The sequence below is a fragment of the Burkholderia sp. MSMB1072 genome (genome assembly GCF_001524725.1).
GTDB lineage: Bacteria > Pseudomonadota > Gammaproteobacteria > Burkholderiales > Burkholderiaceae > Burkholderia.
Genome location: NZ_LOYC01000009.1, coordinates 577,104 through 590,818, shown reverse-complemented (window position 1 = coordinate 590,818; position 13,715 = coordinate 577,104). Strand labels below are relative to the sequence as shown.

Below are 13,715 nucleotides of genomic sequence, written 5' to 3'. Positions count from 1 at the left end.
GTCAGTCGCGATACGACGGATCGATCCGGTCGAGCCGGCGCAGCAGCGCCGGCCATTCCAGTTCGCCTTCGATCGCGCCGCCGTCGCGCAGTTGTTCTGCGGTGCGCTCGGCGACGGCCGGCTCCGGCAGCACGAGCGGCCCGCCGCCGGCCTGCGCGCGCACCTGGATGTCGCACGCCTTGATCAGCGTATCCATCAGCACATAGGCTTCGGCGACGGTGCGGCCGACCGTCAGCGTGCCGTGGTTGCGCAGCAGCATCGCGGATTTCGCGCCGAGACTCGCGGTCAGCCGCATGCCTTCGGCCGGCGAGAACGCGAGCGCTTCGTAGTCGTGGTACGCGAGATCGCCATGAAAGCGTAACGCGTGCTGCGACGCCGGCAGCAGCCCGTCGCGCTGGATCGACACGGCGATGCCGGCCGTATTGTGCAGGTGCATCACGCAGACGGCGTCGGCGCGCGCGGCGTGCACGGCCGCATGCAGCGCGAAGCCGGTCACGTTGACGGCGTGCTCGCCGTCGCCGATCCGCTGGCCGGCCAGATCGATCTTCACGAGGTTCGATGCGCGAACCTCGTCGAACGTGAGGCCGAACGGGTTGATCAGGAAGTGGCCGGGCTCTCCGGGCACGGTCGCGGACAGATGCGTGTAGATCAGGTCGTCCCAGCCGTTCAGTGCGACGAGCCGGTATGCGGCGGCGAGGTCGACGCGCAATCGGCGCTCGGCGTCCGAGATCGGGCCGCCGGGCTTCACGGCATCAGGACGGTGTGCGAACGACATCGGGTTCTCCGAGGGTGAGGCGGCGCGCGACGGCTACGGTTGCCCACGACGCGAGCGCGAACGGGGCCGTGAACACCGGGATGCCCGCGCGCATCGCGAGCCATTGAATCAGCGCGGCGAGTGCGGCGGCCGCGAACGCCGCACGCGGCCCGCGCGACATCAGCGCAAGGGCGGCGAGCGCGCCGTTGAAGCCGAGCAGGCCGCCGGCGAACGACGTGCCGCTTGCGCCGAGTGCGACCAGCAGCACGGTCGAGACGGCCGCGCCGCCAAGCGCGAACGCGGCCGCGCGGCGGGATGCGACGGCGAGGCCGGCGACGACCAGCGAGCCGGCCCATGCGCCCTGCGCGAAGGTGGTCTGGGCGATACCGGACAGCAGCGCGTCGGTGGCGCAAGCCGGCGTCAGCAGCGGGCCGGCGGTTACGCCGTCCGCCTGTTGCAGTGCGATAAACGGGAACCACAGCACGGTGACGGCCAGGCACGGGCTCGAATACGGGCACTGGCGCCAGCGGGCGAGCGATCCCCGCATCGCGCGTTGCACGAGCGCCGCGCCGATCGCCACCAGCGGCGCCAGCGCGACGGCGGCGAGTTGATGGGGCGCGAACAGCACGGCGATCAGCGCGGCCAGCGCGCCGTTGAAGCCGTGCAGCCCCTGTTCGACGTCGCGGCGCTCGGCGCCCGTCAGCACGGCCGTCATGCTGGCGGCGGCCGTGCCGACCAGCGCCGCGCACGCGAGCCGCAGGTCGGTCAGCGCGAGCGCGGCGAGCAGCAGCGTGCCGGTCAGCGCGTTCGCCTGCAGCACGACCTGCCCGATGCCGCGCAGCAGAATGCGCAGGTCGATCGGCGGCGAGGCAGGGCGGGCGGTAGGCATGATGACGGCGGAACAGGATGAGCCGCGAGCATAGGACACAATCCCATGCACCGGAATAGGGAATTCTGGATAGTCGGGATTTGTGCGACGATGCCCTGCAATGGGAAACCGGGAGGCGGAACGATGCGTGAAGTCCGGTGGGCGTCGCTCGAAGGCGACGGGGTCGAACATCTGACGTTCGACCGGAGCGGCGGCGCGCTCGTCGTCGAAAGCGCGGTGGTCGGCCAGCGGTACGGTCGTGCGTATGGGCTTGCGTATCGCGTCGAGTGCGATGCGCAATGGCGCGTGACTTACGCAGTGCTCAAGGTAATGGGCGGCGGCACGCTCGAATTGCGCGGCGACGGGGCCGGGCATTGGCGCGACGGTTCAGGCCGCGCACTGCCGGAACTGGAGGGTTGCATCGACATCGACATCGCGGCGACGCCGTTCACGAATTCGCTGCCGATCGGCCGCCTCGGGCTCGCGCGCGGCGAGCGACGGCCGATCGACGTCGCCTACATCTCGACGCCGGACCTGACCGTCAAGCCGGTCAAGCAGGCTTATGCGTGCATCGAACCGGGCCGCCGCTACCGCTACGAAGGGATCTTCCGGAATTTCACCGCGGAAATGGACATCGACGACGACGGGCTCGTCGTCGATTACGAGACGCTGTTCAGACGCCTGCCGGCGCCGCCGACGGCACGCTGAACCGCGGCGTGCGTCGCCGCCGGCCGCTCCTGCGCGGATGCGAAGCGGTCGATCCGCGACGCGATCATGTCCGGGTGACGCAGCACGATCCAGTGCGTGCCGTCGATTTCCTCGCGCACGTGGTCGCCGAGCCAGCGATCGAGGTCGACCGACATCTCGGGCGTCACGTAGCGGTCGCGCACTGGAACCAGGATCTGCACCGGCGCCTGCGCGTACCGTTCGCGCGGCCTGCGGGCTCGTGCGAGGAAATTTGCGCGGTACATCTGCATCCCGTTCAGCGCGTTCTTCAGTTGCGCGGGATCGCGCTCGGCGCGCACGCGTTCGGTGAGCTGGAGCCAGCGCGGCCACAGCGCGGCACCGCCGAGCCGCCACACCAGCGACGGCACGAGCGGCAGGTGGAAGAACGCGATGTACCAAGACTTCAGGCTCTGCTTGATGCGCATCTTCGCGCGGAACACGTGATCGAGGCACGGGCCCGAGATCGACGTGTACGACGCGATGCGGCCGCGGAACGCCGGATCGGTCACGGCTTCCCAGCACTGGATCGAGCCCCAGTCGTGGCCGACCAGGTGGAACGGCCGGCCGCCGCAGGTCGCATCGGCCACCGCCTTCAGGTCGCCGGCGAGCCGTTCGAGCGTGTAGTCGGCACGGCGGCGCGGCGCATCCGATGCACCGGCGCCGCGCACGTCGTATGCGATCACGCGGTAGCGTTTGCGAGCCGCGCGCGGATCGGCGCCCACACGGCCGCCGAGTCGGGATAGCCGTGCACGAGGATCAGCGGCGGCGCGCGACGCGAGCCGCTTGCGTAGACGGCGAGCTTCACGTCGCCCGACTGGACGGTCAGCATCTCGGGAGCGCGCGCCATGGCGTCATGCCTGCGCCACCGAATGCAGCGGCACGCGGCGCGGGGCGGCTTGCGCCGCATAGCGCGCGTTGGTCGCGTCGATGTTCTCGAGCAGCGCGTCGAGCTCCTGCAAGTACTGATGGTTATCGTGATCCCACGGGTGGAAGCCCGGGCGGAAGTAGTCGAGCCATTCGCGCGCGATGCTCGGGAACACGCCGTTTTTCGGGCTGTACAGATACTTCACGAGGCGCCACATACCGCCGAACTTGCCGTGTTCGCGACGGTGGGCGCGCATCAGCCGCACGTGGAAGTCGAACACGATGGCCCAGAAGAACACGGTCGTCGTCAGCATCGTGCCGGTGCGCAGCAGGTAGCTGCCGAGGCCCGGCTTCATCACGGTGCGCCACACGTCGTAGGACACCGCCTTGTGCTCGGTTTCCTCCATCGCGTGCCACATCCACATCTGCCGGTAGCCTTCGACCGAGCCGTCGATCCGGTGCTCGTGGCCCGACAGCAACTGGTTCGCGAGGATCGCCGTGTAGTGCTCGAGCGCGATCGTGATCGCCAGCTGCATCGAGTGCGGCAGCACCTTCTTGAACCAGCCGAGGATCGTCCACAGGCGCTTGTCGAGCTTGTGCGCGGGCAGGCCGGACGCCTGCAGCAGGTCGTTGTACTCGATGTGCTCGCGCGTGTGCATCGCTTCCTGGCCGATGAAGCCGAGCACCTGCTTCTTCAGCTCGGGATCCTCGATCCGGTCGCGGTAGTGGCGCACTGAATCCATGAAGAAGCGTTCGCCGGCCGGGAACAGCAGCGACAGTGCGTTCATGAAGTGCGTGACCGGCACGCCCTGCACATGCCAGTCCTTCGCGCGTTCGGGCGGCAGCGCGAAACGGATGTCGCGCCGCACGGGCATCATGTTCGGTGTCGTCATGATTGTTCTCCCTGGTTGCCTGCATTGTTGTAGGTGGCGTGCACCGGCGTCGGCGTGCCGCGCGCGGCATGGCGCCGGGCCTTCGCGGCCTCGCGGCGCGTCGCGAGCACGACGAGCGCCTGGTAGGCGGCCGGCAGGATGCGTGCCATCCAGTCGGCGCCCTTCGCGTCGCGGCCGATCAGCACGCGGCGCTTGTTCTTGCGCACGCCGGCGAGGATCGTGCGCGCGGCGTCGTCGGCGGTCGTGATGAAGAACTTCTCGAAGCTGTCCTTGCCTTGCTGTTCGCTCTCGACGATGAAGCCGACCATGTTCTTCGCGACGCGGCTCGACTGCGCGATGTTCGTGCGGATGCCGCCCGGATGCACGCAGGTGGCCGACACGCCGCACTTCATCATGTCGAGCTCCTGGCGCAGCGATTCGGTGAAGCCGCGCACCGCGAACTTGGTCGCGTTGTAGCCGCTCATGCCCGGCTGCGCGAAGATCCCGAAGATGCTCGACGTGTTGATCACGTGGCCGTCGCCCGATGCCTTCAGGTGCGGCAGGAACGCCTTCGTGCCGTGCACGACGCCCCAGAAGTTGATGTTCACGATCCACTCGAGATCGCCGTATTCCATGCCTTCGATCGTGCTCGACAGCGCGACGCCCGCATTGTTGAAGATCAGGTTGACCTTGCCGTGCTCCTTCGCGGTGTCGTCGGCCCACGCGAACATCGCGTCGCGATCGCCGACGTCGAGCACGCGTGTCGACACGCGCACGTTCGGTGCGATCGCGCGGACGATCCGTTCGGTCTCGGCGAGGCCGACGCCGTTCTTGTCGGCGAGCGACACGTGGCAGCCGGCCTGCGCGAGCTGGATCGCGAGCGCGCGACCCATGCCCGAGCCGGCGCCCGTGATCGCGGCGACCTTGTTGGCAAAATCTTTCATGTCGATGGCTCCTTGTCTGGCTCAGGCCGCTTCGGCGGACGTGGAAGCGGAAGCGGCCGGCGCGGCGACGGGCCGCGCGGTCGTGTCGTGCTGCGGCGCGCGATACGTGTGGTAATCGGCGATCGAGAAGTGCGCGGTCGCCTGCCGGAAGCGCCACGTGAAGCCCGGCCACAGCGTCGTGTTCTTGCCGGTGCGCGGGTCGAGGTACCAGCTCTTGCAGCCGCCCGTCGACCAGATCGCCTTTTTCAGCTTGCCCTGCAGGTCGCGGTTGAACTGCGCCTCGACGAGCGGGCGCACCTCGATCGCATCCGCGCGTTCGCGGTGCATCGCCTGCAGCGCGCCGAGGATGTACTCGATCTGCGACTCGATCATGAACACCATCGAGTTGTGGCCGAGGCCCGTGTTCGGGCCGACGATCATGAAGAAGTTCGGATAGCCCGGCAGCGTCGTGCCGAGATACGCATGCGCGCCGTCGCGCCACGCGTCGACGATGTCGAGGCCGCCGCGGCCGATGATCGCCCCGCGCGGATACGGGTCGGCCACCTGGAAGCCGGTGCCGTAGATCAGGCAGTCGACTTCATGACGCTTGCCGTCGGTCGTCACGACCGCGTCGGCTTCGATGCGATCGATGCCGGTCGTGATCACGTCGACGTTCTTGCGCGACAGCGCCGGGTAGTAGTCGTTCGAGATCAGCACGCGCTTGCAGCCGAGCGTGTAGTTCGGCGTGACCGTCCTGCGCAGCGCCGGGTCGGGGATCTGTTTGCGGATGTGGCGCAGCGCGAGCTTCTGCACGTTCTTCATCAGCGACGGATGGATCGCGAAGCCGAGCACGCGCGATTCGAGCATCCAGTAGATGCCGCTGCGCACGACCTTCTGCGTGAACGGAAGCGTGCGGAACAGCCATTTCTCGAAGCCGGTCAGGTTGCGGTCGGGCTTCGGCATGATCCACGGCGGCGTGCGCTGGAACAGCGCGAGCGACTTCACGCGCGGCGCGATCTGCGGCACGAACTGGATCGCGCTCGCGCCGGTGCCGATCACCGCGACGCGCTTGCCTTCGAGCGCGTAATCGTGATCCCACTGCTGCGAATGGAATGCGTGGCCCTGGAAGGTTTCGACCCCGGGAATCGCCGGCAGCGCGGCGCGCGACAGGCCGCCCATTCCCGACACCAGCACGCGCGCGGATAGTCGCTTGCCGTTCGCGAACGTGAGGCGCCAGCGTTGCGCGGCTTCGTCGTATTCGGCGCGCTGCAGTTCGTGATTCATCCGCAGGTGCGGGCCGACGCCGAAGCGCTGCACGCAGTCTTCCAGATACGCGCGGATCTCCGGCTGCGGCGCGAACATGCGCGTCCAGCGCGGGTTCGGCGCGAACGAGAACGAATAGACGTGCGATTGCACGTCGCATGCACACCCGGGGTAATGATTGTCGCGCCATGTGCCGCCGACCGACGCGGCTTTCTCGAGGACGACGAAGTCGGTCACGCCCGTTTGTTTCAGGCGGATCGCCATCCCGAGGCCGGCAAAGCCGGTGCCGATGATGGCGATGTCGATGGTTTCGTCCAGGCCGTCATGGCCGGGTGGACCGAAAGGCAACGTGCGAGCATTCATCCGGGTGTCTCCGATTTGGCTCATTTTTTAATGTTACATTGGTTGATGTAACGATAGTGCGTGAACCCGGAAACCGCAAGAGGCTAGAAGCGGCGCTCTAAGGGCCGAAAACCAGGCGGGAAAAGGCTGAGCGGGGTTTGGAACGGTCCGGTTTCCGCGATGCGGGATGAGCGGAAAAGGCCGTCGACAGGGCGAGACACGGAAGAAGCGGGGCCGCCGGCACGCGGCGGCCTGTTTGAAACGGTATCAGGGACGGATCGACCGGTTGGCCGTCTCATGGAAAACCCCGGCCACGATCGTGACCTGCGCGAGCGCATAGAGGCCCCAGATGAAATAGTCGATACCCGGAAAACCGCCGAGGAACCGACCGACGCCGATCAGCGTGTCGGAGCCGACGAAGACCAGGCTGCCGATTGCGACCAGCGGGCCGTGCGTGCGGGCGGCGAGCGCGAAGCTCGCCATCGAGCACAGCACGAGCATGTAGACGGCGACCGGCGCCAGCAGCTCGCCGAGATGGGGGAGGAACGCCACGTAAAACGCCGGCGCGGCGATCCACAGCCCGACGAGCGCAACGATGCGCCAGCCGTGCGGTCGCGCGCGCCACCGGAAGAAGATCGCGCAATAACACAGATGCGTGAGCAGGAACGCGCCGAGGCCGAAGACGAACGACAGCGGCCAGTCGGGCAGCGCGAGCAGCACGTCGCCGAGCACGGCGGTCGCGAGCGCCGCGCACAGCCACGTTCGTTCGCGCGGTGCGCCGCAGGTGCTGCCCGCCGCGAGCAGCAGGATGCCCATCGCGGCTTTCGCGGCGGCCTGGCCCGGATAGGGCGCGGCGGCGAGCGACAGCCCGTACAGCAGCGCCGCGGCGATGGCGAGCGGCCAGAGCCGGCGGTAGGCGGCGGGAAGCGTGGCGATCAAGGCGGGGGTCTCCGGTTCGTTGTCGTCCGCGGCGGACGGCGCGCGGTCGATGGCGCGGCTGCCGGCCATTATCCGGAAGAACGGGGGCGCGAAAACCGGCGAATCCTTCTAGGAAACGACGGCGACGGGCCGCGACGCCGCCAGCGGATTTTTCCGCGCGTTGCCCCGGCTGAACCGGGGCAACGGCGGCGGATCGGCTTGCTATGATCGCCGCGGTATTGCCGTTGTCGCTGTCGATGTCCCGCCTCGCCTCGCGACTGGATGCGCGAGCCGGTGCAGGCATGACGTATCCACGCCGTGCCCGGCCCGAGCGCTCGCTCGAAGCGGGGCGGCCCGGCCACCACGAACCCGAACTCGACCATGACCGATCTTCTTCACGGCGACGGCGCGATCCGTCGCACGACGCCGTACGGCTCCTCGATCGAAAACACCTATGCGGGCGTGCTGTCGTTCATGCGCCGCAATTACTCGCGCACGCTCGACGGTATCGACGTCGCGATCTCCGGCGTGCCGCTCGATCTCGCGACGACCTATCGTTCCGGTGCGCGGCTCGGGCCGGCCGCGATCCGTGCGGCGAGCGTGCAGCTCGCGGAGATCCATCCGTATCCGTGGGGCTTCGATCCGTTCGACGACCTCGCGGCCGTCGACTACGGCGACTGCTGGTTCGATGCGCACAACCCGCTGTCGATCAAGCCCGCGATCGTCGAGCATGCGCGCACGATCCTGCACTCGGGCGCGAAGATGCTGACGCTCGGCGGCGACCACTACATCACGTATCCGCTGCTGGTCGCGCACGCGGAGCGCTACGGCAAGCCGCTGTCGCTGATCCATTTCGACGCGCACTGCGATACGTGGGCCGATGACGATCCGGACAGCCTCAATCACGGGACGATGTTCTACAAGGCGGTGAAGGAAGGGCTCATCGATCCCGCGACGTCGGTGCAGGTCGGTATCCGCACGTGGAACGAGGACTTTCTCGGGATCGAGCGGCTCGATGCCGCGTGGGTGCATGACCATGGTGCGCGGGCGGCGGTCGAGCGGATCGTCGAGATCGTCGGTGCGCGGCCTGCGTATCTGACGTTCGATATCGATTGCCTCGATCCCGCCTTCGCGCCGGGAACGGGGACGCCGGTCGCGGGCGGATTGTCGTCGGCGCAGGCGCTGGCGATCGTGCGGGGGCTCGGGGCGGTGAATCTGGTCGGGGCGGATGTGGTGGAGGTGGCGCCTGCGTACGATCACGCGGACATCACGGCGATCGCGGCCGCGCACGTGGCTTGCGATCTGCTGTGTCTGTGGCGGCAGAAGAAGGTGGCGGGGCGGTGAAGTCGGTGAACGGACGGGTGATGCAGCAGGCCGGCGGGCAGATTGCCCGCCGGTTTTTTGATGGTCGTCTGCACTGATGTCGCGAGTACGTCGTCGACGTCCGCGCGCAGAGGACGCAGCGATGACGACGACGTCGGAGGGACGATCCGGAGGTTCGAATCGACCGCACCCACGGCTCATGCGCGATGAGCACCGGTACTGGGGGCGCTGCCGTCAGCCGCGCGTATCGACCCAGTTGCGTGCCCAGCGTGCCGAATGCGCCAGCGCCTGCGCTTCGCTCGCGAAGTAATCGAGCGAATAGAACTGGTAGCGGCCTTCGTCGTGCGTGCTGTCGGTACGTTCAAGCAGCAGGTTGGATGAAAAACACCCGTCGGGCAGGCGATGCGCCGAGGGTTGGACGGCATAGCCGTTGTACTGTTGAATTCGTTGGTTGTCCATTTTAATTTTAATGATGGCCGAGTGCGCGCGTGCCGTGCGCCATACGCACGGGTACGCCGATTCAACGCCATTGCGAGCGGAATCTGACGCAGTCGGAAAGTGAAAATAAGGCGTTGCGGCCGGAGGGGGGATGAAGTGCAACGAGACGTGTGGCGCTGGGCGAGCTGCTAACCGAACAGATGCAGATCGAGCCGATCGCGCCAACTTTGGGAGACGAAGCTCCGTGGGGATGTCGCTGCGACCCGGCGCCCATCGCGGGAGGCCGGGCCCTTCAAACTTTACAGCGGCTTGATGTTGGCCGCTTGCAGACCCTTCGGGCCTTGCTTCGTTTCGAAGCTCACTTTTTGATTCTCGGCCAGCGTCTTGAAGCCGTCGGCGCGGATTTCGGAGAAGTGAGCGAACAGGTCGTCGCCGCCTTTGTCCGGCGTGATGAAGCCAAAGCCTTTGCTGTCGTTGAACCACTTGACGATACCGGTATCCATGAAGATTCCTTGAGAAAAAATATACGGAGAGTTGCTCTGTTGGAGAGCGCCTGAAGCGTCAAGGAGGGAGAGGACAACGAATACCGCTGGGGGGAGAGCGAGCAATTGATGAACAGCAATCGGACTTCTTGGACTTCGACGCATACAGTAACCGCCGGGCGGGTTAGCGTCAACCGATAACTTGTAACTGTGTTGCGGCGCGGCGGGTTACCGTAGGCAGAGCGATGCGGTGCCGTCCGGCGGGAACGAGGGCCGAACGGCGCTGCCGGCCTTTCGCCGATCCATGAGAACGGCGGTTCCCGCCTGCAACGGCCGCCGGTCTTTCCGCGAACCGGATACGCGCGCGTTGTCAGCGACGAGCCGACGCAAGACGGCGGCCCTATGCGTCGTCGCCGTCGCCTTGCGTCTCGCTCGTACCGGCCTGCCGTGCCGCTTCGTCGCTGAGCTTCTTGTCGAGGATCGTCGCGACCCGCCCGCCGAGATACGCGCTGGCGGCCGTTTCGAGCGCGCGGTTCGTCTCGGCCTCGACGAACACGGCCGCGAGCGGGCGCAGGCGCCAGATCGCGTCGACCAGTGCCGGCACGTCGGTGGCCGGCGGCAGCGTGCCGGCGTCGTAGCGGTCGAGCCGTTTCACGACGAGATCGACGAGCAACCGCGCGATCGCGTCGAAATGCGGGCGCGCGAGGCTGATCACGTCGAGCAGCTCGCGCGGCGGAATCCCTTCCTTCGTCATCGCGGCCGCCGCCTCGAGCAGCGCGGGGCTTTTCGCGACGAACGACAGGCCGCGCCGTTCCAACAGCCCGAGCTCGGTCACGCGCGACAGTTGCGTGGTTGCCTGCGGGCCGAACATCTGCGCGAGCGCGGCGAGCGAATAGGTTTTCGGCAGCTCGTGCGACCAGCGGCCGCCGATCGCGTTTTCGAGGCCGAGGATCGAGCGCAGGTCGTGGCCTTCGTCGATCGCCTTGATCAGGTCCTGGATGTTCGACAGCGTATAGCCGCGCGCGAGCAGATGGTTGATCAGCTTCAGGCGCGCGACGTGCGTGTCGTCGTAGATGCCGACGCGCCCGCGTTTCTCCGGCGGCGCGAGCAGCCCGCGATCCTGATAGGCGCGGACGTTGCGCACGGTGGTATCGGACACGCGCGCGAGTTCGTCGACCGTGTACTCGTTGCGGGAATCCGGCGCGGCCTCGTCGGGCGTGGAATGAGTCTGTTTTGGCATGCGGCCATTCTAGCGCGCCGCGCCAGGCTCGGGCGAGGCGGGGCGCGTGTTCGCGCCGTCGCCGAGCGGGCGCTGCAGCAGCGCCGTGTCGATCCAGCGGCCGTGCTTGAAACCGACCGCTTTCAGCAGGCCGGCCGGCTCGAAGCCGAACGCGCGATGCAGCGACGTCGAGCCGCCGGTGCCGCCGTCGGCGATCACCGCGATCATCTGTCGCCACGGGCCGCGTTCGCAGTGCTCGATCAGCGCCGCGAGCAACGCGCGGCCGATGCCGCGCCCACGCTGCGCATCGTCGATGTAGATCGAATCCTCGACCGTGAAGCGGTACGCGCTGCGCGTGCGGTACGGCGTTGCGTAGGCGTAGCCGGCCACGCGGCCGTCGCATTCGGCGACGAGATACGGCAACCCGTGGCGCAGCACCGCGTCGCGGCGTGCGCGCAGTTCGGCGAGGTCCGGCGGCGTTTCCTCGAACGACGCGACGCTGTGGTGAACGTGGTGTGCATAGATCGCGTGGATCGCATCGAGATCGGCGTCGGTCGCGTCGCGAACGACGCAGGCGGGAGCGGCAGGCATGGCGTTAGGGCGAATGAAATCAAAACGCTACTATGCCGGCCGCCGGCGAATGTGGCAAAGCCGTTTGCGGTTTCGGCGGCTTACAGCCTGCCGTCCGCCGCGTGAACCGCATCGGCGATCGCGTCGGCGACGCGCTGCACGCGGGGCGACCGGCGCACGTCCGGGTGAACGACGAGCCAGATCTCGCGCTCGATGTCGCAGCGCGGCGCGGCCGTCAGCTCGACGAGCGGCGCGCCGGCGTGCGCGGCCGGATCGTCGACGAGAAACCGCGGCAGCAGCGCGACGCCGGCCCCGGCTGCGCAGGCGCGATGCTGTGCGGCCAGGTCGTTGGCGATGAACGCAAAACGACGCCCGGCTGCGAAGCGTTCGAGCCATTGCTGCTGCGGCGTTTGCGCGAGCGCATCGTCGTAGCCGACGAACGGCCAGCTATCGGGCGGCGCGTCCGCCCATTCCCGGGCCGCGCACAGCGCGAAGCGCATCGTGCCGAGCCGGCGCGCGGCGAGCCCCGGTTCGCTCGGCCGCGACAGCCGCACCGCGAGATCGGCTTCGCGTGTGTACAGGTTCGCCGCATGCATCTCGCCCATCAGGTCGATCCGCAACGCCGGCCATGCGCGCTGTGCGCGGGCCAGACGCGGCGCGAGGAAATGGCTGGCGAATACCGGCGACGCCGATACGCGCACCACGCCGTCGAGCGCGGCCGCGCCCTGCGCCGCGCGCGCGAACGCATGCGCGTCGGCTTCGAGGCGCGCGGCATGCTCGGCGACGTGCAGCCCTTCGTCGGTCGGCGGCCAGCCGCGCGGCAGCCGGTCGAACAGCCGGATCCCGAGCGCCGACTCCAGCGCGTCGATCCGCCGCGCGACTGTCGAATGCTGGACCTGCAGCGCCCGGGCGGCGGCCGACAGGCTGCCGCCGCGCATCACCGCCAGGAAGTAGCGAATGTCATCCCAGCTCATCGGCAGCATGGACGCGGCCACAGAATCTCGATCGGTCGAATTTTGCACAGTAAATGGGCGTTGAACGTGAATTCCGTTCGATTATGCACGATGGGATGATCGTGTCACTTCATTCGATAGCGAGGAACGCCATGACCCAAACCGCCCATGCCATCCGGATCGGGATCGACCGTTACGGCGACGCCGGCGTGCTGCGCCGCGTCGATGCGCCCGTCGGGCCGCCCGGGGCCGGAGAAGTGCGGATTCGCCAGACCGCGATCGGCGTGAATTTCGTCGACATCTATTTCCGGACGGGCGCGCACGCGTTGCCCGCGCTGCCGGACGCGCTCGGCGTCGAGGCGGCCGGCATGATCGACGCGGTCGGGCCGGGCGTGACGGATCTCGCGCCCGGGCAGCGCGTCGCGTATGCCGGCCTGCCGACCGGCAGCTATGCGAGCCTGCGCACGATGCCGGCCGAGCGCGTGCTGCCGATTCCCGACGGGCTGAGCGACGAAGCCGTTGCCGCCGGGCTGCTGAAGGGCATCACCGTCTACATGCTGCTGCATCGTGTCCGGCAGGTCGGCGCCGGCGACACGGTGCTCGTGCATGCGGCGGCCGGCGGCGTCGGGCTGCTCGCGACGCAGTGGGCGCGTGCGCTCGGCGCGCGGGTGATCGGCACGGTCGGATCGGCCGCGAAAGCCGCGCTCGTGCGCGCGCACGGCGCGGAAGTGGTGGTCGATTATCGCGAGGAGGATTTCGTCGCGGCCGCGCGCACGTTCGGCGGCGGCGCGGGCGTCGACTACGCGATCGACGGCATCGGCGGCGACGTGCTGACCCGCACGCTCGGGGCGATTCGTCCGTTCGGCATGGTCGCGAGCATCGGGCAGGTGGCCGCGATCGGCGCGCGGCAGACGTTCGATCTCGACGAATTGGGCCCGGCCCGTTCGATCGCGCTTGCGCGGCCGAGCGTGCTCGGTTTCATCGCGCGCGACGTCGGCGCGTATCGGGACGCCGCGCGTGCGACGCTCGACCGGCTGGCGGGCGGCATGCACGTCGAGATCGGCGCGCGGCTGCCGCTCGAACAGGCGGCCGACGCGCACCGGTTGCTGGAGTCGCGTGCGACGACGGGCGGGGTCGTGCTGCTGGCGTGACGGCGGGTGTGGCGGTTCGAGACGCGGCTCGACGATCGCGTCGCGAGAC

Annotated in this window: 14 protein-coding genes and 1 pseudogene; 3 read left to right on the top strand and 12 right to left on the bottom strand. The window is 68.2% G+C overall.

The genetic code is table 11. The features are described from left to right. Position 1 precedes the first annotated feature (1 nt). Together WS89_RS04655 and WS89_RS04650 are read right to left on the bottom strand one after the other, a co-directional pair. Entirely contained in the window at positions 2-775 is a 774-nt protein-coding gene (locus WS89_RS04655; RefSeq protein WP_059500252.1) for a class II aldolase/adducin family protein, read from the bottom strand. Continuing rightward, positions 753-1,643, bottom strand: coding sequence for an urea transporter (locus WS89_RS04650; RefSeq protein ID WP_059789650.1), 891 nt, complete (start codon positions 1,641-1,643; stop codon positions 753-755). The genes WS89_RS04655 and WS89_RS04650 overlap by 23 nt, the downstream gene beginning before the upstream one ends. Positions 1,644-1,766: 123 nt before the next feature. On the opposite strand from WS89_RS04650, the gene WS89_RS04645 reads away from it, so the two are divergent. After that, positions 1,767-2,330, top strand: coding sequence for a putative glycolipid-binding domain-containing protein (locus WS89_RS04645; RefSeq protein WP_059789649.1), 564 nt, complete (start codon positions 1,767-1,769; stop codon positions 2,328-2,330). Here WS89_RS04645 and WS89_RS04640 read toward each other — a convergent pair. The 5 genes and pseudogenes from WS89_RS04640 to WS89_RS04620 form a co-directional block, all read right to left on the bottom strand. Continuing rightward, a pseudogene (locus WS89_RS04640) lies at positions 2,282-3,195 on the bottom strand (alpha/beta fold hydrolase). The gene WS89_RS04645 and the pseudogene WS89_RS04640 sit on opposite strands and share 49 nt — an antisense overlap. A 4-nt stretch (positions 3,196-3,199) precedes the next feature. After that, positions 3,200-4,105: a metal-dependent hydrolase gene (locus tag WS89_RS04635; RefSeq protein WP_059500256.1), complete on the bottom strand. Its 906-nt coding sequence runs from the start codon at positions 4,103-4,105 to the stop codon at positions 3,200-3,202. Beyond that, the gene (locus WS89_RS04630; protein WP_059789648.1) at positions 4,102-5,028 is read right to left on the bottom strand and encodes an SDR family NAD(P)-dependent oxidoreductase; all 927 of its coding nucleotides are present in this window, start codon (positions 5,026-5,028) and stop codon (positions 4,102-4,104) included. The genes WS89_RS04635 and WS89_RS04630 overlap by 4 nt, the downstream gene beginning before the upstream one ends. 21 nt (positions 5,029-5,049) lie before the next feature. After that, positions 5,050-6,633, bottom strand: a complete 1,584-nt coding sequence (locus tag WS89_RS04625; protein ID WP_059789647.1) for a flavin-containing monooxygenase — start codon at positions 6,631-6,633, stop codon at positions 5,050-5,052. Positions 6,634-6,879: 246 nt separating this feature from the next. Then, a complete protein-coding gene (locus WS89_RS04620) occupies positions 6,880-7,551 on the bottom strand; it encodes a lysoplasmalogenase (protein ID WP_059789740.1) in 672 nt (223 codons plus the stop codon). Positions 7,552-7,911: 360 nt separating this feature from the next. On the opposite strand from WS89_RS04620, the gene speB reads away from it, so the two are divergent. Then, positions 7,912-8,874, top strand: a complete 963-nt coding sequence (gene speB / locus WS89_RS04615; protein WP_059789646.1) for an agmatinase — start codon at positions 7,912-7,914, stop codon at positions 8,872-8,874. 213 nt (positions 8,875-9,087) lie between these two features. Here the strand turns inward: speB and WS89_RS04610 are convergent, their stop codons facing one another. From WS89_RS04610 to WS89_RS04590, 5 genes are all read right to left on the bottom strand, one after another. Beyond that, positions 9,088-9,312, bottom strand: a complete 225-nt coding sequence (locus tag WS89_RS04610; RefSeq protein ID WP_059500259.1) for a hypothetical protein — start codon at positions 9,310-9,312, stop codon at positions 9,088-9,090. A 278-nt stretch (positions 9,313-9,590) separates the two neighbouring features. Next, entirely contained in the window at positions 9,591-9,794 is a 204-nt protein-coding gene (locus tag WS89_RS04605) for a cold-shock protein (RefSeq protein WP_011549079.1), read from the bottom strand. A gap of 379 nt (positions 9,795-10,173) precedes the next feature. Next, positions 10,174-11,013, bottom strand: a complete 840-nt coding sequence (locus WS89_RS04600) for a MerR family transcriptional regulator (RefSeq protein ID WP_059500260.1) — start codon at positions 11,011-11,013, stop codon at positions 10,174-10,176. A 9-nt stretch (positions 11,014-11,022) separates the two neighbouring features. After that, positions 11,023-11,583: a GNAT family N-acetyltransferase gene (locus tag WS89_RS04595; protein WP_059500261.1), complete on the bottom strand. Its 561-nt coding sequence runs from the start codon at positions 11,581-11,583 to the stop codon at positions 11,023-11,025. 80 nt (positions 11,584-11,663) lie between these two features. Further along, entirely contained in the window at positions 11,664-12,536 is an 873-nt protein-coding gene (locus WS89_RS04590; protein WP_059500365.1) for a LysR family transcriptional regulator, read from the bottom strand. Positions 12,537-12,667: 131 nt separating this feature from the next. On the opposite strand from WS89_RS04590, the gene WS89_RS04585 reads away from it, so the two are divergent. Beyond that, positions 12,668-13,666 carry a quinone oxidoreductase family protein gene (locus tag WS89_RS04585; RefSeq protein ID WP_059789645.1) on the top strand — a complete coding sequence of 333 codons (999 nt, stop codon included), beginning with the start codon at positions 12,668-12,670 and terminating at the stop codon, positions 13,664-13,666. Positions 13,667-13,715: the final 49 nt, after the last annotated feature.

What these genes read in the sequence shown, in the direction of transcription:
- WS89_RS04655 (WP_059500252.1), bottom strand. Translation starts at nt 775, where the DNA reads ATGTCGTTCGCACACCGTCCTGATGCCGTGAAGCCCGGCGGCCCGATC.
- WS89_RS04650 (WP_059789650.1), bottom strand. Translation starts at nt 1,643, where the DNA reads ATGCCTACCGCCCGCCCTGCCTCGCCGCCGATCGACCTGCGCATTCTG.
- WS89_RS04645 (WP_059789649.1), top strand. Translation starts at nt 1,767, where the DNA reads ATGCGTGAAGTCCGGTGGGCGTCGCTCGAAGGCGACGGGGTCGAACAT.
- WS89_RS04635 (WP_059500256.1), bottom strand. Translation starts at nt 4,105, where the DNA reads ATGACGACACCGAACATGATGCCCGTGCGGCGCGACATCCGTTTCGCG.
- WS89_RS04630 (WP_059789648.1), bottom strand. Translation starts at nt 5,028, where the DNA reads ATGAAAGATTTTGCCAACAAGGTCGCCGCGATCACGGGCGCCGGCTCG.
- WS89_RS04625 (WP_059789647.1), bottom strand. Translation starts at nt 6,633, where the DNA reads ATGAATGCTCGCACGTTGCCTTTCGGTCCACCCGGCCATGACGGCCTG.
- speB (WP_059789646.1), top strand. Translation starts at nt 7,912, where the DNA reads ATGACCGATCTTCTTCACGGCGACGGCGCGATCCGTCGCACGACGCCG.
- WS89_RS04610 (WP_059500259.1), bottom strand. Translation starts at nt 9,312, where the DNA reads ATGGACAACCAACGAATTCAACAGTACAACGGCTATGCCGTCCAACCC.
- WS89_RS04605 (WP_011549079.1), bottom strand. Translation starts at nt 9,794, where the DNA reads ATGGATACCGGTATCGTCAAGTGGTTCAACGACAGCAAAGGCTTTGGC.
- WS89_RS04600 (WP_059500260.1), bottom strand. Translation starts at nt 11,013, where the DNA reads ATGCCAAAACAGACTCATTCCACGCCCGACGAGGCCGCGCCGGATTCC.
- WS89_RS04595 (WP_059500261.1), bottom strand. Translation starts at nt 11,583, where the DNA reads ATGCCTGCCGCTCCCGCCTGCGTCGTTCGCGACGCGACCGACGCCGAT.
- WS89_RS04590 (WP_059500365.1), bottom strand. Translation starts at nt 12,536, where the DNA reads ATGAGCTGGGATGACATTCGCTACTTCCTGGCGGTGATGCGCGGCGGC.
- WS89_RS04585 (WP_059789645.1), top strand. Translation starts at nt 12,668, where the DNA reads ATGACCCAAACCGCCCATGCCATCCGGATCGGGATCGACCGTTACGGC.